This window comes from Spiroplasma endosymbiont of Panzeria rudis (genome assembly GCF_964019705.1).
Taxonomy (GTDB): Bacteria; Bacillota_I; Bacilli_A; order Mycoplasmatales; family VBWQ01; genus Spiroplasma_E; species Spiroplasma_E ixodetis_A.
In genome coordinates this window covers 447433-466481 of record NZ_OZ026460.1, presented here as the reverse complement: position 1 = coordinate 466481, position 19049 = coordinate 447433, and the positions used below count along the sequence as shown (strand labels likewise).

At 23.2% G+C, this 19049-nt stretch carries 19 protein-coding genes, 4 pseudogenes and 1 riboswitch; of the genes and pseudogenes, 13 read left to right on the top strand and 10 right to left on the bottom strand.

What is annotated here, in order from left to right:
• Positions 1–175: 175 nt before the first annotated feature.
• Both AACK89_RS02595 and AACK89_RS02590 read right to left on the bottom strand, forming a co-directional pair.
• Complete coding sequence (locus AACK89_RS02595; RefSeq protein WP_338979031.1) at positions 176–457, bottom strand: hypothetical protein; 282 nt, start codon at positions 455–457, stop codon at positions 176–178.
• A gap of 12 nt (positions 458–469) precedes the next feature.
• Positions 470–1590, bottom strand: a protein-coding gene (locus tag AACK89_RS02590) for an IS3 family transposase (protein WP_338977698.1) whose coding sequence is annotated in 2 segments (ribosomal slippage) — positions 470–1347 and positions 1347–1590 — 1122 coding nt in all. Because the reading frame shifts where the segments join, the coding sequence is not laid out codon by codon here.
• Between the two features lie 133 nt (positions 1591–1723).
• On the opposite strand from AACK89_RS02590, the gene AACK89_RS02585 reads away from it, so the two are divergent.
• A complete protein-coding gene (locus AACK89_RS02585; protein WP_338979030.1) occupies positions 1724–1915 on the top strand; it encodes a hypothetical protein in 192 nt (63 codons plus the stop codon).
• Between the two features lie 57 nt (positions 1916–1972).
• Positions 1973–3211, top strand: a complete 1239-nt coding sequence (locus AACK89_RS02580; protein ID WP_338979271.1) for an IS256 family transposase — start codon at positions 1973–1975, stop codon at positions 3209–3211.
• A gap of 66 nt (positions 3212–3277) precedes the next feature.
• On the opposite strand, the gene AACK89_RS02575 is transcribed toward AACK89_RS02580, so the two are convergent.
• Complete coding sequence (locus AACK89_RS02575) at positions 3278–3790, bottom strand: hypothetical protein (RefSeq protein ID WP_338979028.1); 513 nt, start codon at positions 3788–3790, stop codon at positions 3278–3280.
• A 652-nt stretch (positions 3791–4442) separates the two neighbouring features.
• Between AACK89_RS02575 and AACK89_RS02570 the strand changes: the two genes are divergently transcribed.
• From AACK89_RS02570 to AACK89_RS02545, 6 genes and pseudogenes are all read left to right on the top strand, one after another.
• Positions 4443–5542, top strand: a protein-coding gene (locus AACK89_RS02570) for an IS3 family transposase (protein WP_338978978.1) whose coding sequence is annotated in 2 segments (ribosomal slippage) — positions 4443–4686 and positions 4686–5542 — 1101 coding nt in all. Because the reading frame shifts where the segments join, the coding sequence is not laid out codon by codon here.
• Positions 5543–5659: 117 nt separating this feature from the next.
• Positions 5660–5800 carry a hypothetical protein gene (locus tag AACK89_RS02565; protein ID WP_338979027.1) on the top strand — a complete coding sequence of 47 codons (141 nt, stop codon included), beginning with the start codon at positions 5660–5662 and terminating at the stop codon, positions 5798–5800.
• 56 nt (positions 5801–5856) lie between these two features.
• Positions 5857–6222, top strand: coding sequence for a DDE-type integrase/transposase/recombinase (locus tag AACK89_RS02560; RefSeq protein WP_338979025.1), 366 nt, complete (start codon positions 5857–5859; stop codon positions 6220–6222).
• On the top strand, positions 6179–6412 hold the full coding sequence (locus tag AACK89_RS02555) for a hypothetical protein (protein ID WP_338979023.1): 234 nt from the start codon (positions 6179–6181) through the stop codon (positions 6410–6412). The genes AACK89_RS02560 and AACK89_RS02555 overlap by 44 nt, the downstream gene beginning before the upstream one ends.
• Positions 6334–7233: an IS3 family transposase gene (locus tag AACK89_RS02550; protein ID WP_338979269.1), complete on the top strand. Its 900-nt coding sequence runs from the start codon at positions 6334–6336 to the stop codon at positions 7231–7233. The genes AACK89_RS02555 and AACK89_RS02550 overlap by 79 nt, the downstream gene beginning before the upstream one ends.
• Positions 7234–7269: 36 nt before the next feature.
• Positions 7270–7542: pseudogene (locus tag AACK89_RS02545) on the top strand (transposase); the annotation flags it as partial.
• Here the strand turns inward: AACK89_RS02545 and AACK89_RS02540 are convergent.
• Complete coding sequence (locus tag AACK89_RS02540) at positions 7529–8272, bottom strand: UPF0236 family transposase-like protein (protein WP_338979020.1); 744 nt, start codon at positions 8270–8272, stop codon at positions 7529–7531. The pseudogene AACK89_RS02545 and the gene AACK89_RS02540 sit on opposite strands and share 14 nt — an antisense overlap.
• A 438-nt stretch (positions 8273–8710) precedes the next feature.
• On the opposite strand from AACK89_RS02540, the gene AACK89_RS02535 reads away from it, so the two are divergent.
• Both AACK89_RS02535 and AACK89_RS02530 read left to right on the top strand, forming a co-directional pair.
• Positions 8711–8911, top strand: coding sequence for a hypothetical protein (locus AACK89_RS02535; protein ID WP_338975502.1), 201 nt, complete (start codon positions 8711–8713; stop codon positions 8909–8911).
• Positions 8912–9029: 118 nt separating this feature from the next.
• Positions 9030–9596, top strand: a complete 567-nt coding sequence (locus tag AACK89_RS02530; RefSeq protein WP_338979019.1) for a hypothetical protein — start codon at positions 9030–9032, stop codon at positions 9594–9596.
• A 4-nt stretch (positions 9597–9600) separates the two neighbouring features.
• On the opposite strand, the pseudogene AACK89_RS02525 reads toward AACK89_RS02530, so the two are convergent.
• The 3 genes and pseudogenes from AACK89_RS02525 to AACK89_RS02515 form a co-directional block, all read right to left on the bottom strand.
• Positions 9601–10698: pseudogene (locus AACK89_RS02525) on the bottom strand (IS3 family transposase).
• 75 nt (positions 10699–10773) lie between these two features.
• A pseudogene (locus tag AACK89_RS02520) lies at positions 10774–11109 on the bottom strand (transposase); the annotation flags it as partial.
• 218 nt (positions 11110–11327) lie between these two features.
• Positions 11328–11506, bottom strand: a riboswitch (cobalamin riboswitch).
• Between the two features lie 52 nt (positions 11507–11558).
• Positions 11559–12113, bottom strand: coding sequence for an inorganic diphosphatase (locus tag AACK89_RS02515; RefSeq protein ID WP_338974782.1), 555 nt, complete (start codon positions 12111–12113; stop codon positions 11559–11561).
• 99 nt (positions 12114–12212) lie between these two features.
• On the opposite strand from AACK89_RS02515, the gene AACK89_RS02510 reads away from it, so the two are divergent.
• Positions 12213–12857: a hypothetical protein gene (locus AACK89_RS02510; protein WP_338979015.1), complete on the top strand. Its 645-nt coding sequence runs from the start codon at positions 12213–12215 to the stop codon at positions 12855–12857.
• Here AACK89_RS02510 and AACK89_RS02505 read toward each other — a convergent pair.
• Both AACK89_RS02505 and AACK89_RS02500 read right to left on the bottom strand, forming a co-directional pair.
• Positions 12854–12997, bottom strand: a complete 144-nt coding sequence (locus AACK89_RS02505) for a hypothetical protein (protein ID WP_338979014.1) — start codon at positions 12995–12997, stop codon at positions 12854–12856. The genes AACK89_RS02510 and AACK89_RS02505 overlap by 4 nt on opposite strands.
• Positions 12998–13027: 30 nt before the next feature.
• Positions 13028–14127, bottom strand: a protein-coding gene (locus tag AACK89_RS02500; RefSeq protein WP_338979012.1) for an IS3 family transposase whose coding sequence is annotated in 2 segments (ribosomal slippage) — positions 13028–13884 and positions 13884–14127 — 1101 coding nt in all. Because the reading frame shifts where the segments join, the coding sequence is not laid out codon by codon here.
• 297 nt (positions 14128–14424) lie between these two features.
• Between AACK89_RS02500 and AACK89_RS02495 the strand changes: the two genes are divergently transcribed.
• Positions 14425–15111, top strand: a complete 687-nt coding sequence (locus tag AACK89_RS02495) for a hypothetical protein (protein WP_338962254.1) — start codon at positions 14425–14427, stop codon at positions 15109–15111.
• A gap of 331 nt (positions 15112–15442) precedes the next feature.
• Here AACK89_RS02495 and AACK89_RS02490 read toward each other — a convergent pair.
• Positions 15443–16541, bottom strand: a pseudogene (locus tag AACK89_RS02490) (IS3 family transposase).
• A gap of 187 nt (positions 16542–16728) precedes the next feature.
• Here AACK89_RS02490 and AACK89_RS02485 point away from each other — a divergent pair.
• A complete protein-coding gene (locus AACK89_RS02485; protein WP_338979010.1) occupies positions 16729–18663 on the top strand; it encodes a hypothetical protein in 1935 nt (644 codons plus the stop codon).
• Positions 18664–19049: the final 386 nt, after the last annotated feature.

The window sequence follows — 19049 nt, the reverse complement described above, 5'->3', positions numbered from 1 at the left end:
TATAAGATTAGACGAGAATAATTTAGACTTCAATATGCAATTGTGTGTTAATCTTAACACTTGTAAAATATTAGTCAACAATAATACTTACTTTTATAACTCAAAAATTCTTATTAAATTTTACTTTAATAAGTTTTATTTTATTTTTAGTTATCTTTAAATTGAAATGGTTAATTTATAATAATTGTATTGCTGTATTTATTTGATAACATTTAAAATTAACCATTTTGGTATACATATCAATGTTATAAGTTCTATCACCAATCATATGCTTTAAAATTTGTTTAATATTAGTTTCAGTAAAGCAACCAATATTTTCAACTAATGCTTGATTTAATACGCCATCTTTTGCATTAACAAAATAACCAACTTTTAATTTTTTATATTGTAAAGTCAATGATTGTAAAAAATCAATTAATTCATAATATTGACCTTTGGAAAATAAATGGAATGGCAACCCTTTTTAGGACTATTTTTTGGTGGACATTTGTGTTTGATATTTAATGGGGGTTAAGTAGTTTAAAGTGCTGTGGATTCTTATGTTGTTGTATCAATTGATATAATCAAATAATTCTAATTTTAATTGGATTAATGATGTAAAATTTTTATCATTGATAAATTCGGTCTTAAAAGTTTTGAAAGTTGCTTCAGCAACAGCATTGTCATAAGGACAACCTTTTTTGCTTAAAGAACGATTAATGTTGAATGCTAATAAAAGATTATTAATAATTTTATTATTAAATTCATTACCGCGATCACTATGAAATATTTGTATATTTTTTAAACAGCGATTTGATTGCATAAATGCTTGATATACTAATGATGCATCTTTTTTAAATCCAACACTATGTCCAATAATTTCGCGGTTAAATAAGTCTATTAATAGGCAAATATAGTTTCATTTGCCATTAACTTGAACATAAGTTAAATCACTGACAATAACTTCATTTTTAACCCTATTATTAAAATTTCTATTAACAAGATTTGTTACTTGACTATTATTAACTCTGTTATTATGATTTTTGAATGATAATTTAGTGTATTTTGATATTAAATTATGTTTATTCATAATTTTTTTAATTTTTCGTCTTGATAAATAAATTCCTTTATTTTCTAGAACAACTTTTAATCTTCTTGTTCCATAAACTTCTTTATTTTCTTTAAAAGCACTAATAACAGCTTCATCATACATATTATTTTTAATTTTATCTTCTTTTTTATTTAAATTAAAATAATATGTTGATTTAGAAATTTTTAAAAAACGACACATTTTACGAATTTTATATTTAACTTTATTTTTAGCAATAATTTCTATTTTCTGCCTATTATTAGTGCTGCTTGCTTTAAAATGTCATTTTCCATTCGTAACTGTTTTAATTCTTTTCTTAATTTAATTAATTCATTTTCTTCAACAGAACGATTATCTTTAGTTTTAAAACTGCCTGAATTAGTAAATTGCTTAATTCAATTGTAAGTAGCTGCTCTTGTAACATTGTACTCTTTAGCAAGACAAGACACTGACTTACCACTTTGATATAAAGCTACTATTTGTTTTTTAAATTCATCTGAATATGAGTTAATATTGGCCATAATTATAGTTCCTTTCTTTTCACTAATTTGTTCACTTGTCTACGTAATTAGTGTCCAATAAAGTGTAACCCATCCATTTATTGCATTTTTATAGTGTAATTTAGCAATTTTATTTTTTCTTCTTCCAGCCATTATGCCAAGAAATAAAACATGAAAAGCATGGAATTTATCTAAAATAAATTTAGCATTTAAAATTGTAGCAGTTTTTCTAATTCATTTTGCACTATCTCCACAAACTATTAAATTTGCTTGGTCAAAATTTTCAAAAAATAAATTACCATATTTTTCGGAAATGTTTAGTAATCTGTGTAACTTACAAAAATAACTATGTTTAATTAATTCTAGTAAATATAATTAAATGACTAGAAAGAGTGAGTTACAGATGGCTAAAAAAGATAACTTTAATAATAATGATCCAATATCAAAAGCAGTAGATTTATTACTAGAAAATACTGAAGATTTAACAACAGTTTTTAAACCTGGCGGTTTATATAAAGAATTAACAAAAAGATTAGTTGAAAAAATGTTGAATTCTGAAATGCAAAATTATTTAGGATATGAAAAAAATCAACATAGTACTACTGAAAATGCTCGTAATGGTACAAGTTCAAAAAAATTAATAACTCAACAAGGTAAAATTGAAATTGATGTACCAAGAGATCGCAATAGTAATTTTACTCCTGTAATAGTTCCTAAAAGGCAAAGAAGATTTGATGGTTTTGATCAACAAGTTCTTTCCTTGTATGCAAAAGGAATGACATTATCTGACATTAGAATGCAGTTGCAAGAGTTATATCATGGTGCTGATATTAGTGAAAGTGTTATTAGTCAAATTACTGATGATGTTATTGATGATGTTAAAGCATGACAAAATCGACCATTAGAAAGTATTTATCCTATTGTTTATTTTGATTGTATAGTAGTTAAAGTACGACAAGATAAACGGATTATTAACAAATCAGTTTATATAGCATTAGGAGTTGATTTAGAAGGCAAAAAAGATGTTTTAGGATTATGAATTAGTGAAAATGAAGGTTCTAAGTTTTGATTATCTAATTTCACAGAAATGAAAAATCGTGGCTTAAATGATATTCTTATTGCTTGTAGTGATAATTTAACAGGCATGTCAGAAGCAATACAATCAGTTTATCCTAAAACAGAACATCAATTATGCATTGTTCATCAAATTAGAAATAGTTTAAAATATGTTTCATACAAACATCGAAAAGGTCTAGTTGCAGATTTAAAACCAATTTATAGTGCATGTAGTGAAGAACAAGCAATGCAAGCTTTAGAATCGTTTGAAAGTAAATGAAATAAACAATATCCTCAAATTACTAAATCTTGATATAAAAATTGAGATAATTTAATGGTTTTTATTAGTTATCCAGTAGAAATCAAAAGAGTGATTTATACTACAAATGCTATTGAATCTGTTAATAGTCAATTACGAAAAATCATCAGAAATAAAAAAGTTTTTCCTAATGATATGGCAGTTTTCAAAATATTTTACTTGGCAATTAAAAATATAACAAAAAAATGAACATTGCCTATTCAAAATTGAAATACAGCAATTGCTCATTTTATGATAAAATTTGAAGACAGAATTAATCTAAATTAGTAACTTTGTAAAACAAAGATACACAGATTATTAAAAAGCCTCTTTTATTATTCATAGTTTTTTTCTTTATAAATAAAATATCTTTTCATTATGAGTTGAAATATGTTTATAAGAAGTGACTATATAATTAATTGACAAATCATTATGGTTATATGGATTATTTAGTTTAAAACCTTTTCTGTTTTCTTCTCATGTAACATTATATTTAAAACAAGGATTAGTAATCTTTGTTTTACTATCAGTTATTTCACCAATAAATCAACTATTATGCTGTTCATAAAATGTTAATGGTTCAAGTTTTATATCATTAAGATAATATTCTTTGGGTGTTTCTGGTTTATTAACAGTTATTTTCTGTTCAGAAATATATGGTTCTAATAATTTTGTTAATTCATCACCATTTAATTCTCTTTTAATATTTTCAGAATTAAAAACCCAATATGTGTAATTATTATCAACAATAAAAGAATTATTTTTAATCATTCATTTTGGAAGTGATAATTTATATTCAACATAATCAATAAGAATAGATTGTGGTTTATCTTTAACAATTTGTTCTTTTTTAAATTCTATTTGCATAATAATCCTTTCCTAATATGTCCTGTTGCTTCTAGCATAAAGGACATATATTTTGATTTTTAAATTATTAATAATACTATTATTAGTTTTATTCATTCCAGTAATTCTGGGCTCAAAAATAAATTGTGAAATTTTAAAAAACATTAAGGCATTCGATTCAATATTTATTTAATTTGTGTTAAACAAATTAATATTTTAATTGAACCGGCACCGCTCAATTTTTTTTACAAGTTTGAAATTTATTTTCTCGCCCAAAAAATTTTCCAAAAAAAATAAAAAAATAAAACCAACACTTGCTCACTGGGGAGTGGCAAGGTTGGTTAAATAAAGAATAGAATTAATATAGTAGGTTCCCTAAGCAGGTCTATATATACTAGTTTCCAATCCGCTCCCACCCCAAGAATTACCATTAAATGGTTAGTATATTTTATTAGGTATCACTCCACTTTTTATTTATCCATGCAAGTCCACATGCTAGCTACTATTTTTAACAACTGTGTTGTAGTTCACTTTTTTAGTTCCCTAACACGTGTTGATAATAGCGTTAAAGAGGGTTCTTAAAAATTTTAAAATTTTTGGATAGGTTACACTTTATTGGACACTAATTACGTAGACAAGTGAACAAATTAGTTAAAAGAAAGGAACTATAATTATGGCCAATATTAACTCATATACCGATGAATTTAAAAAACAAATAGTAGCTTTATATCAAAGCGGTAAGTCAGTGTCTTGTCTTGCTAAAGAGTACAATGTTACAAGAGCAGCTACTTATAATTGAATTAAGCAATTTACTAATTCAGGCAGTTTTAAAACTAAAGATAATCGTTCTATTGAAGAAAATGAATTAATTAAATTAAGAAAAGAATTAAAACAGTTACGAATGGAAAATGATATTTTAAAGCAAGCATCACTAATAATAGGCAGAAAATAGAAATTATTGCTAAAAATAAAGTTAAATATAAAATTCGCACAATGTGTCGTTTTTTAAAACTTTCTAAATCAACATATTATTTTAATTTAAAGGAAAAAGAAAAAAAACAAAATAATATTTATGATGAAGCTGTTATTAGTGCTTTTAAAGAAAATAAAGAAGTTTATGGAACAAGAAGATTAAAAGTTGTTCTAAAAGAAAAGAATATTTATTTGTCACGCAGAAAAATTAAAGAAATTATGAATAAACATAATTTAATATCAAAATACACTAAATTATCATTCAAAAATCATCATAATAAAGTCAACGATAGTCAAATAACCAATATCGTTAATAGAAACTTTAATAATAGGCTTAAAAATGAAGTTATTGTTAGTGATTTAACTTATGTTCAAGTTAATGGTAAATGAAACTATATTTGCCTATTAATTGACCTATTTAACCGCGAAATTATTGGACATAGTGTAGGTACTAAAAAAGATGCATCATTAGTACATCAAGCATTTATGCACTCAAATCGTTGTTTAAAAGATATTCAAATATTTCATAGTGATCGCGGTAATGAATTTAATAATAAAATTATTGATAAACTTTTACTAGCATTCAATATTAATCGCTCTTTAAGCAAAAAAGGTTGTCCTTATGATAACGCTGTTGCTGAAGCAACTTTTAAAACTTTCAAAATTGAATTTATTAATGATAAAAATTTTACATCATTAATCCAATTAAAATTAGAATTATTTGATTACATCAACTGATATAACAACATAAGAATTCACAGCACTTTAAACTACTTAACTCCAGTTAATTATCAAAAATAAATGTCTACCAAAAAATAGTCCTAAAAAGGGTTGCCATTCCATAAAGCAAGCAGCACTAATAATAGGCAGAAAATAGAAATTATTGCTAAAAATAAAGTTAAATATAAAATTCGCACAATGTGTCGTTTTTTAAAACTTTCTAAATCAACATATTATTTTAATTTAAAGGAAAAAGAAAAAAACAAAATAATATTTATGATGAAGCTGTTATTAGTGCTTTTAAAGAAAATAAAGAAGTTTATGGAACAAGAAGATTAAAAGTTGTTCTAAAAGAAAAGAATATTTATTTGTCACGCAGAAAAATTAAAGAAATTATGAATAAACATAATTTAATATCAAAATACACTAAATTATCATTCAAAAATCATCATAATAAAGTCAACGATAGTCAAATAACCAATATCGTTAATAGAAACTTTAATAATAGGCTTAAAAATGAAGTTATTGTTAGTGATTTAACTTATGTTCAAGTTAATGGTAAATGAAACTATATTTGCCTATTAATTGACCTATTTAACCGCGAAATTATTGGACATAGTGTAGGTACTAAAAAAGATGCATCATTAGTACATCAAGCATTTATGCACTCAAATCGTTGTTTAAAAGATATTCAAATATTTCATAGTGATCGCGGTAATGAATTTAATAATAAAATTATTGATAATGTCTTGTCTTGCTAAAGAGTACAATGTTACAAGAGCAGCTACTTATAATTGAATTAAGCAATTTACTAATTCAGGCAGTTTTAAAACTAAAGATAATCGTTCTATTGAAGAAAATGAATTAATTAAATTAAGAAAAGAATTAAAACAGTTACGAATGGAAAATGATATTTTAAAGCAAGCAGCACTAATAATAGGCAGAAAATAGAAATTATTGCTAAAAATAAAGTTAAATATAAAATTCGCACAATGTGTCGTTTTTTAAAACTTTCTAAATCAACATATTATTTTAATTTAAAGGAAAAAGAAAAAAAACAAAATAATATTTATGATGAAGCTGTTATTAGTGCTTTTAAAGAAAATAAAGAAGTTTATGGAACAAGAAGATTAAAAGTTGTTCTAAAAGAAAAGAATATTTATTTGTCACGCAGAAAAATTAAAGAAATTATGAATAAACATAATTTAATATCAAAATACACTAAATTATCATTCAAAAATCATCATAATAAAGTCAACGATAGTCAAATAACCAATATCGTTAATAGAAACTTTAATAATAGGCTTAAAAATGAAGTTATTGTTAGTGATTTAACTTATGTTCAAGTTAATGGTAAATGAAACTATATTTGCCTATTAATTGACCTATTTAACCGCGAAATTATTGGACATAGTGTAGGTACTAAAAAAGATGCATCATTAGTACATCAAGCATTTATGCACTCAAATCGTTGTTTAAAAGATATTCAAATATTTCATAGTGATCGCGGTAATGAATTTAATAATAAAATTATTGATAAACTTTTACTAGCATTCAATATTAATCGCTCTTTAAGCAAAAAAGGTTGTCCTTATGATAACGCTGTTGCTGAAGCAACTTTTAAAACTTTCAAAATTGAATTTATTAATGATAAAAATTTTACATCATTAATCCAATTAAAATTAGAATTATTTGATTACATCAACTGATATAACAACATAAGAATTCACAGCACTTTAAACTACTTAACTCCAGTTAATTATCAAAAATAAATGTCTACCAAAAAATAGTCCTAAAAAGGGTTGCCATTCCAAAATTGAGATAATTTAATGGTTTTTATTAGTTATCCAGTAGAAATCAAAAGAGTGATTTATACTACAAATGCTATTGAATCTGTTAATAGTCAATTACGAAAAATCATCAGAAATAAAAAAGTTTTTCCTAATGATATGGCAGTTTTCAAAATATTTTACTTGGCAATTGAAAATATAACAAAAAAATGAACATTGCCTATTCAAAATTGAAATACAGCAATTGCTCATTTTATGATAAAATTTGAAGACAGAATTAATCTAAATTAGTAACTTTGTAAAACAAAGATACACAGATTATTAAAAAGCCTCCAATATTTTCATAAAATTTTTGACAATGTTTTTTAACAAATTCAGCAGTTTTTTTAACTCCAATTGCTGTTTTTGTTGGTCTTATAATTGCTTTTACTCTTTTATTTTGTACCTTGTGATTAATATTATCTGTATATGTTACTATTAAACGCATAGAGTGTTTTATACCTTTACGTTTAAAATCTCAAAACTTTCGATGTCCATCATCAATTGCTACAAAAATAGGTTGATTTTTTTCTAATTTTACTTTTACTGGATTTGCTTCAATTACTTCTAAATTTTTAAAAACTCTATGAATAGTACTAACACTAATACCTGCTTTTTTACAAATAGCACAAATATCATGATATCTTTTTCCATCAGCAAAATATTCAATAATAGTTTGTTCAACATCTTCACCAATTCTTTTATATTTAGGTAATTCTAGTCATTCATCAACTAAACAAATACGAACTCATTTTTGTAATTTTTCATCAAAATATTCATAAATTCTTCTTTTATAAGTTACTAATCCATATAATGTTTTTCTTGTTCGATATTGATAATCAACTATTTTATATTTCTTTTTATCTCTTGTTTTAAATATTCTTCAATCTCGTTTTTCTCATTTCTTTGTTATATGTTCTAAAACTAATTTATCAATTTTGGCATATTGTTCTCTAAAATTTCATTTATAATTAAAACTCATATTTTTTTACTCTCCTAATCTGTTTCTGCATCAATTATTAATTTTAATTTACATAAATTTAAAGTGTTAAAATATGGTAAATTAAAATAATAATCTATTTTTCTTTATTTTATTCACAATAATCCACATAAGAACGTAATTATTACTAAAATAATGGTATTGTGAAAAAAAGTACTTTCATATTTTCAATATAATCAACAAGTTACATATAATTAATAGTATAGGTCTCACAAAATAAACGCTTTTAATTTAGGCGATATTTTGCATTTAAAAGGATACTTGTAAAAATAATCAAAAATAGTACAATTTATAAGTAAAATCAAGGAAAAAAGGAGTAATTAAAGATGAAAACATGAATAAAAACAAATTTAAGTAAAATAACATTAGCATTAGCACTAACTGGTGCTACAACCGGAACAATAGGATTAATCATGGGGGGTGCTTACCCACGAAAATAGTAAAGATTTATCATTTTATAATTATGACCGTATAAAAACTGTTGGTGGTAAAGGAGCAATTATATGGTCACAACCTATGAATAATCAACACAAAATATTTTTGTATTTTGATATTAAATCAAGACATCAAGGAGATATAAAATGAGATGGCAAATATCCCGATGGATATTTTAACAAATAATATTGATATTTATATATAAACATATATAATTTCAATAAGAACTAAATAAAGTTTTTTTAACTCATTGCTTTATTTTTAAAGTAAATGAGTTTTTTATTTTTAAGGAGATTTAAAAAATATGATTACAAAAAAAGAACAAGATTTTATTAATGGTCAAATATTAGAAAATCAAAAAAATATTGAAGAAATTGAAAAACAAATTCAAAATTTAGAAAAAGAAAGAAATTATTTTCAAAACGAAATTTCAATAAATCAAATTACAATAAAAAATTTTAAAACTAATATTATTTTTTGAAGTGAACAAAAGGAAAAAATAGAAACAAAAATAATTAATTATAAAAATCAAATTTTAAAGTTAAAAAAACAAAAAATTAATATATTTAAAAATTTTTTTATTAAAATTTTTTCATTTGGAAAAATCAATATAAATCAAAATATTAATAATTTAATTCAACAAGAAGAGAAAAATTGTGAATTATTAAAAGAAACAAATTTAAATAATCAGAAAAAAATTGAAACTTTAAATTTAACTTATAATGAAAAAAAAGAAAATCATAAAAATTTAATAACTAATATTAATAAAATAACTGAAAATATAAATAAATTATTGAACCATAATAATAAATTATTACAAAATAATAGTAATTTTGGAATGGCAACCCTTTTTAGGACTATTTTTTGGTAGACATTTATTTTTGATAATTAACTGGAGTTAAGTAGTTTAAAGTGCTGTGAATTCTTATGTTGTTATATCAGTTGATGTAATCAAATAATTCTAATTTTAATTGGATTAATGATGTAAAATTTTTATCATTAATAAATTCAATTTTGAAAGTTTTAAAAGTTGCTTCAGCAACAGCGTTATCATAAGGACAACCTTTTTTGCTTAAAGAGCGATTAATATTGAATGCTAGTAAAAGTTTATCAATAATTTTATTATTAAATTCATTACCGCGATCACTATGAAATATTTGAATATCTTTTAAACAACGATTTGAGTGCATAAATGCTTGATGTACTAATGATGCATCTTTTTTAGTACCTACACTATGTCCAATAATTTCGCGGTTAAATAGGTCAATTAATAGGCAAATATAGTTTCATTTACCATTAACTTGAACATAAGTTAAATCACTAACAATAACTTCATTTTTAAGCCTATTATTAAAGTTTCTATTAACGATATTGGTTATTTGACTATCGTTGACTTTATTATGATGATTTTTGAATGATAATTTAGTGTATTTTGATATTAAATTATGTTTATTCATAATTTCTTTAATTTTTCTGCGTGACAAATAAATATTCTTTTCTTTTAGAACAACTTTTAATCTTCTTGTTCCATAAACTTCTTTATTTTCTTTAAAAGCACTAATAACAGCTTCATCATAAATATTATTTTGTTTTTTTCTTTTTCCTTTAAATTAAAATAATATGTTGATTTAGAAATTTTTAAAAAACGACACATTGTGCGAATTTTATATTTAACTTTATTTTTAGCAATAATTTCTATTTTCTGCCTATTATTAGTGCTCTTGCTTTAAAATATCATTTTCCATTCGTAACTGTTTTAATTCTTTTCTTAATTTAATTAATTCATTTTCTTCAATAGAACGATTATCTTTAGTTTTAAAACTGCCTGAATTAGTAAATTGCTTAATTCAATTATAAGTAGCTGCTCTTGTAACATTGTACTCTTTAGCAAGACAAGACACTGACTTACCGCTTTGATATAAAGCTACTATTTGTTTTTTAAATTCATCGGTATATGAGTTAATATTGGCCATAATTATAGTTCCTTTCTTTTAACTAATTTGTTCACTTGTCTACGTAATTAGTGTCCAATAAAGTGTAACCTATCCACCATCAAATCTTCTTTGCCTTTTAGGAACTATTACAGGAGTAAAATTACTATTGCGATCTCTTGGTACATCAATTTCAATTTTACCTTGTTGAGTTATTAATTTTTTTGAACTTGTACCATTACGAGCATTTTCAGTAGTACTATGTTGATTTTTTTCATATCCTAAATAATTTTGCATTTCAGAATTCAACATTTTTTCAACTAATCTTTTTGTTAATTCTTTATATAAACCGCCAGGTTTAAAAACTGTTGTTAAATCTTCAGTATTTTCTAGTAATAAATCTACTGCTTTTGATATTGAATCATTATTATTAAAGTTATCTTTTTTAGCCATCTGTAACTCACTCTTTCTAGTCATTTAATTATATTTACTAGAATTAATTAAACATAGTTATTTTTGTAAGTTACACAGATTACTAAACATTTCCATTTGTTCTCGGCTTTCTTTATTTTTTAAATTTAAAACCACCTCATAAAGGTGGTTTAGTTATACTAATCGGAGATAAAACATCAATTAAAATTATATAACTGTTATCTGCACCCAGAGATTAGTTTAGTAGTATTAAATAGATAGGTCTACTGGCTTAACTTCATTTTACTTGTTACCCTTCTCAAAATCTTTGATTTCAATGGATTATGTAACTTTTATCAGTATCACAGTTGCTGGGGCAGCTTAAGATTACTTAATTCCCTTTTATGAACAGTTGTTCATCTATTTAATTTTATTTAGTTGTATTTAATGATAAATGATTTAATATATTTTTAATATATTAAATTTTTTCTTTATTTTTTGTTTAATAATGACACTAATTGTGCTTTTGGTAAATTATTCATTTCATTTTGATATTGTTTAAACATATTTTTACATGTTGTAAGTTCAGTTAATGCTTCTTTTAAGTTACCTCAACCTTCAATTATGACTTTCTTTTTTTGTAATTCTTTATATTGTAGAAAGAAATTAACAATTTCATCACGTAAATGTTGTGGTACATCTTTTAGATCTTGATACTCATTAAAGCGTGGATCAGAATTAACAACACCAAATAATTTAGTATCAACTTCACCACCGTCAATCATTTTAATCATTCCTAAAATTCTAACTTCTACTAAGCAACCAGGGAAAGTTGGATAAGTAATTAAACTAATAATATCTAAAGGATCACCATCGTAATCTAAAGTTTCAGGAATATATCCATATTCACCGGGATAAAAATTAGCACCATAAAGAACACGATCTAATATCATAGTTTTAGATTTTCAATCATATTCATATTTATTACTTGATCCTTTGGGAATTTCAACTACCATTTGCACAATGTTATTTTCGCTTTTATTCATTAATACTTCATCTCCTTTTAAAAATTAATTTTATTATATAATAAATAAACGTTTTTTTATATATAATTAAAATAATAAATGTATTTTAAGGAGTAAAAGATGAGTTTAAAATATGAGAAAAAGTGACAACAATTTAAAAGTAATATGAATAATTCTTTAAAACTAACTACTCATAGAATAGCATTAGTTAGTAGTTTATTAGCAGTTACGACATTAATGACCTTATTAGAAACACCACCTATTTTTTTACCTTTTTTAAAAATTGATTTTGGTAATACTATTAATTTAATTGCATTGTTAATTATTAAACTTACTTATAGTTTTTTAATTGCCATTATTGTTCCTTGACTAAGTTTAATCTTACCTCATTTTCCTTCTGGTAATGCTGAACCAATTGGTGAATTTGCTTATATGTTAAATACTATTACTTTATTGTTATTATATAGTAGTTTTAAATTATTATTTAAGCAATTACCATTTTGAAAAACGCAATCTAATAATTCTTGAAAACGATTAATGATTATTGAAATACCAACAATTGTTATTACTTGTATTTTAGTATCATTAATTAGTGCTTTTTATAATTGAGCTTTTATTTTAGACATGTATGGTGCTGCTGATCTTAAAGATAAGATTTGAATTGTATTTGTACCATTTAATTTAATTAAATTTACTTCAGTTTTGTTTTTATATTTATTATTAGTTAGGCCAGTACAAATTTTAGTACAACATTTTAATATTTAAATAATATATTTTAATTGATCTTTTTTTATTTCTATTACTAAAGATTCTTCATTATTTTGTTTTATTTCTGATTCTTCTCAAGGTCTTCAAATATTTACTTCTTCTTTATAATCTTCATCAATTACTAATTGGAATGGCAACCCTTTTTAGGACTATTTTTTGGTAGACATTTATTTTTGATAATTAACTGGAGTTAAGTAGTTTAAAGTGCTGTGAATTCTTATGTTGTTATATCAGTTGATGTAATCAAATAATTCTAATTTTAATTGGATTAATGATGTAAAATTTTTATCATTAATAAATTCAATTTTGAAAGTTTTAAAAGTTGCTTCAGCAACAGCGTTATCATAAGGACAACCTTTTTTGCTTAAAGAGCGATTAATATTGAATGCTAGTAAAAGTTTATCAATAATTTTATTATTAAATTCATTACCGCGATCACTATGAAATATTTGAATATCTTTTAAACAACGATTTGAGTGCATAAATGCTTGATGTACTAATGATGCATCTTTTTTAGTACCTACACTATGTCCAATAATTTCGCGGTTAAATAGGTCAATTAATAGGCAAATATAGTTTCATTTACCATTAACTTGAACATAAGTTAAATCACTAACAATAACTTCATTTTTAAGCCTATTATTAAAGTTTCTATTAACGATATTGGTTATTTGACTATCCTTGACTTTATTATGATGATTTTTGAATGATAATTTAGTGTATTTTGATATTAAATTATGTTTATTCATAATTTCTTTAATTTTTCTGCGTGACAAATAAATATTCTTTTCTTTTAGAACAACTTTTAATCTTCTTGTTCCATAAACTTCTTTATTTTCTTTAAAAGCACTAATAACAGCTTCATCATAAATATTATTTTGTTTTTTTTCTTTTTCCTTTAAATTAAAATAATATGTTGATTTAGAAAGTTTTAAAAAACGACACATTGTGCGAATTTTATATTTAACTTTATTTTTAGCAATAATTTCTATTTTCTGCCTATTATTAGTGCTGCTTGCTTTAAAATATCATTTTCCATTCGTAACTGTTTTAATTCTTTTCTTAATTTAATTAATTCATTTTCTTCAATAGAACGATTATCTTTAGTTTTAAAACTGCCTGAATTAGTAAATTGCTTAATTCAATTATAAGTAGCTGCTCTTGTAACATTGTACTCTTTAGCAAGACAAGACACTGACTTACCGCTTTGATATAAAGCTACTATTTGTTTTTTAAATTCATCGGTATATGAGTTAATATTGGCCATAATTATAGTTCCTTTCTTTTAACTAATTTGTTCACTTGTCTACGTAATTAGTGTCCAATAAAGTGTAACCTATCCAAATTTATTTTTTAGTTTTTGTTATTTTTATTGTAATAAAAATTATTTATCAAATTATTATTATGATATTTTCATTGTTAATTAATTTTCTAAATTAGAGTAGTATTAATAGTTTTTATAAAAATTTAATAAATGTCTTGTTTTTTAATTAAAATTAATTTATAATTTTTATAAATAATTATTTATTTAATTAAATACCTATTTTAAAAAGGAGAAGTTATAATGAGAGTTAAAAGTGTTGACCAAGAAAAAGAAAAAGTAGATATAAAAACAAAGAAAAAAATAAAGATTAATTCAAAACAACAAATTTTTAATATTACTTTGACAGGAATTTTATTGGGATTAGCTGTTGCTTCTTCATTAATTGAAATACCTATTCAGTTTATGGGAGTAATTTTACCATTAAGAATTTTTGATTCATTAATTATTGCTTTTGCTTTACCAATTATTGGTTTATATTATACATTAGCAATTGGTATTATCGAACCTTGATTACATTTATTAGCAGATAGTGATCATCCACCAATTCAAATTTTCTTTGATAATATTGCTAATATTTTATTTATTGTTTCTTTTTATTTTATTTACTACTATCTTTTTAAATTGTGCAATAAAAGTAAAAATTTAAAAGTAGATACTATCAAAAAAATAAGTGCTGGTCTAGTAATAGTACCCTTAAATGCGATTATTGCTACTTTATCTTTTGCTTTAACTTTAGTAGTACTTTATTTTAGTCCTAACCTACCAAGACCTGATGAATATGATAATAATATTCTTAATTTTAATAATCATTCAGTAATTATATTATTTATTTTACTTGGTATTGAAATTTTAAGATTTATTTTTATCTTTATCTTATTTAGTTTAGTTGAAAGAAAGATAGGTTCTGCTAAACGTTATTATTTTTAATAAAAAGTATTTTATTTTATAAAATAAAATGTTAAATTAATACTTATTAATTAAAAATAAAATTAGGGAGCAATATATGAAGTTAATAGTTATTTTAATTATTATCATGAGTATTATTTTTTTAATTGCTTTTATAATAATATTTTTTCTGAAATTAAGAAAAAAGAAAATAAAATCATCAAGGAAAATAAAATATTGTTTATGTGTTCCAAATTCTTATCATAGCATTATCAAGAATAGAAAGTTTAAAAGTAATAATGATTTAGTAAATAATAAAAAAGTTTTGGAAATGGAATGGCAACCCTTTTTAGGACTATTTTTTGGTAGACATTTATTTTTGATAATTAACTGGAGTTAAGTAGTTTAAAGTGCTGTGAATTCTTATGTTGTTATATCAGTTGATGTAATCAAATAATTCTAATTTTAATTGGATTAATGATGTAAAATTTTTATCATTAATAAATTCAATTTTGAAAGTTTTAAAAGTTGCTTCAGCAACAGCGTTATCATAAGGACAACCTTTTTTGCTTAAAGAGCGATTAATATTGAATGCTAGTAAAAGTTTATCAATAATTTTATTATTAAATTCATTACCGCGATCACTATGAAATATTTGAATATCTTTTAAACAACGATTTGAGTGCATAAATGCTTGATGTACTAATGATGCATCTTTTTTAGTACCTACACTATGTCCAATAATTTCGCGGTTAAATAGGTCAATTAATAGGCAAATATAGTTTCATTTACCATTAACTTGAACATAAGTTAAATCACTAACAATAACTTCATTTTTAAGCCTATTATTAAAGTTTCTATTAACGATATTGGTTATTTGACTATCGTTGACTTTATTATGATGATTTTTGAATGATAATTTAGTGTATTTTGATATTAAATTATGTTTATTCATAATTTCTTTAATTTTTCTGCGTGACAAATAAATATTCTTTTCTTTTAGAACAACTTTTAATCTTCTTGTTCCATAAACTTCTTTATTTTCTTTAAAAGCACTAATAACAGCTTCATCATAAATATTATTTTGTTTTTTTCTTTTTCCTTTAAATTAAAATAATATGTTGATTTAGAAAGTTTTAAAAAACGACACATTGTGCGAATTTTATATTTAACTTTATTTTTAGCAATAATTTCTATTTTCTGCCTATTATTAGTGCTGCTTGCTTTAAAATATCATTTTCCATTCGTAACTGTTTTAATTCTTTTCTTAATTTAATTAATTCATTTTCTTCAATAGAACGATTATCTTTAGTTTTAAAACTGCCTGAATTAGTAAATTGCTTAATTCAATTATAAGTAGCTGCTCTTGTAACATTGTACTCTTTAGCAAGACAAGACACTGACTTACCGCTTTGATATAAAGCTACTATTTGTTTTTTAAATTCATCGGTATATGAGTTAATATTGGCCATAATTATAGTTCCTTTCTTTTAACTAATTTGTTCACTTGTCTACGTAATTAGTGTCCAATAAAGTGTAACCCATCCAATCTACTAATTTAACTTATTAGTAGATATTTTTTTAAAAATAAAATTTACTGTACATTATTTTGTAATAGTTTATAATAATAAGAAAATCATTATAAATGGAGTGTAAAATATGAGACGAAAATTAAATTTATTTTTTACTACCAGCCTTTTATTAAGTTCTAGTATGTCGCTTTTAGCATTCACAATTGATACAAACAATATTAGTATTAATAATTTTGCTAACAACAATGTTGATACTAAAACAGCAACTAAGTATGCTAATGAAACCTCTATTGTTGGTAAATCGTTATTAATTGGTAAAAATAAAGGTTTTAATACTAATAATTTATTAAATAATATGTATAATCAAGCCCCTTCTATTCAAATTGATAATCTTACAGGTAAGAATAATGGAAATGATTTTATTAATGATTGAACTAGCAACTTAGATGGTAATAGTATTAATACTATTCAGTCTTTATTTCAACGTAATGGTATTAATCAATCTAAAGTTGACACTATCGCCAATAATATTAATAGCTATAGTAGTTATCGTGACATATTGCCAATGGTTAAAAATTATTTAAATAATTCTATTTTATCTAATGATGATACTGTTAATATGATTGATGGAATGTTAAAAAATATTAAAAATTTAATACCAAATATTAATGATTACTTATCTTATACTAATTATATTCCAATTATAACTAATACTATTGATGAATTATTAGCAGATTGAGATCAAGAAGATAATTTTAGTGGTAATACTACTTTTGAAAAAATGCAAGATTATATGTCAAAGAAAGCGACATTTGCTCAAGCTTGAAATATTCCAAGTCATGAAAAGTGATACTATGTTAAAGATGAAGCAAAAAATTGAAATTGAAATCAATTTTATGAATATATAGCTGGTGTTAATTTTAATTATATGTTTAAGTCAATATCAGGAAAATATATTGGTGAAATGATTAGCGATAATATTAAATATGCTTTATGAGGTGCTGGACCTATTGGTTTTAATTCTGATAATTTTAATGCTACATTTAGTGAAACTCTTAATAAGATTTTAACAAATCCAGTGGCATGACCTTATTTAATAAAAACAATAATACCAATGGTTAAAAGCGAAGTATTAAAATTAACTAATCCAACTTTTGGCATTGATAGTATTACTTGAGATGATAAAACACTACTTAAAAATAATACAGTTCAACTAAAAAAAGTATTAACTATTTTTCAAGAATTAATATCTTCAAAAGATAATATGCTTAAATTAGTTACCAATTTAATGACCGGACCTTTTGGTGAAGATATTATTGCGAAAGATACCTTTGCATGAACTGATTCATATTGAACATTACCTGAGATTCAAAAGAAATTTTCTTTTATTTCAGCTATTAGTGATATTCCTCAACAAGTTGTTAATAGTTTAGAATCAGCAATTAAAAATGTTCCAATTAGTGACACAATTAATAAAATATTTGAGTTTACTAATAAATATTTAACAACAAATCCATTAATTGATTTAAAAGATTTAGTAAAATATTTAGATTTAACTTTAGGTAGTAAAGATTTTATTAATGCTTTAAATAATCTTAAATATATTATTAATCATCCAACAACAGATAATATTAGTAAAACTAAAGAAATATTACAATTATTAGGTGTTCAATTTGGTGGTGAAACTAATTTTAAACAAGATAGTGTTTTTGTAAACTTTTCTAATTGATTAAATACTTCTACTAGTAGTTTAAATTCCTTACTAAATATAATAGTTGATAAAACACATCATAATGGTATTCTTGATAATATGTTAAAGGACCAAGAAAATTTATATAAAGATATGTATAGTAAATATTTTGATATTAACAATAATAGTTATTTTACTTTAAGTGATATTGCAATGAATACATTTAAACATGATGATGGTAGTGTTAGTGCAGTTTTAAGTTATAAAATTAAAAATAATTTAGATAATAAAAGTTATGATATTACATTTAAAAATGCTAATTTTCTTACAAGTAAAATCTTTAAAATAAAATTATTTCATATTAGTCAATAATTTTTAATAATTTTCTTCAATAATTAGATATTTTAATTTAAAAAGTATCTTAATATACAAGACGGTTATTGCATTTTTTCTTTAAACAATTTAAAATATAGATAACTTATAGATTTAAGAAAAAGTTATTGGGGAAAATAAAGGGGACTAATTATGAAATCATTATTAACAAGATTAAGTGTTTTAACACTTGCAACAACCATAGGAAATTTAATCAATATTTTTAAATACCATTGAAGAAAAAAAGTAATGTAAAGATTGTTGTTTACATTACTTAATATTTTTCTATTTTCTTTATTTTGAATATTGTTTTTTAAATGTTTTGATTTTATAATGTATATGAACAGACAAGAAATATGTGCTTAAATCATTAAGCCTGTTTAGTA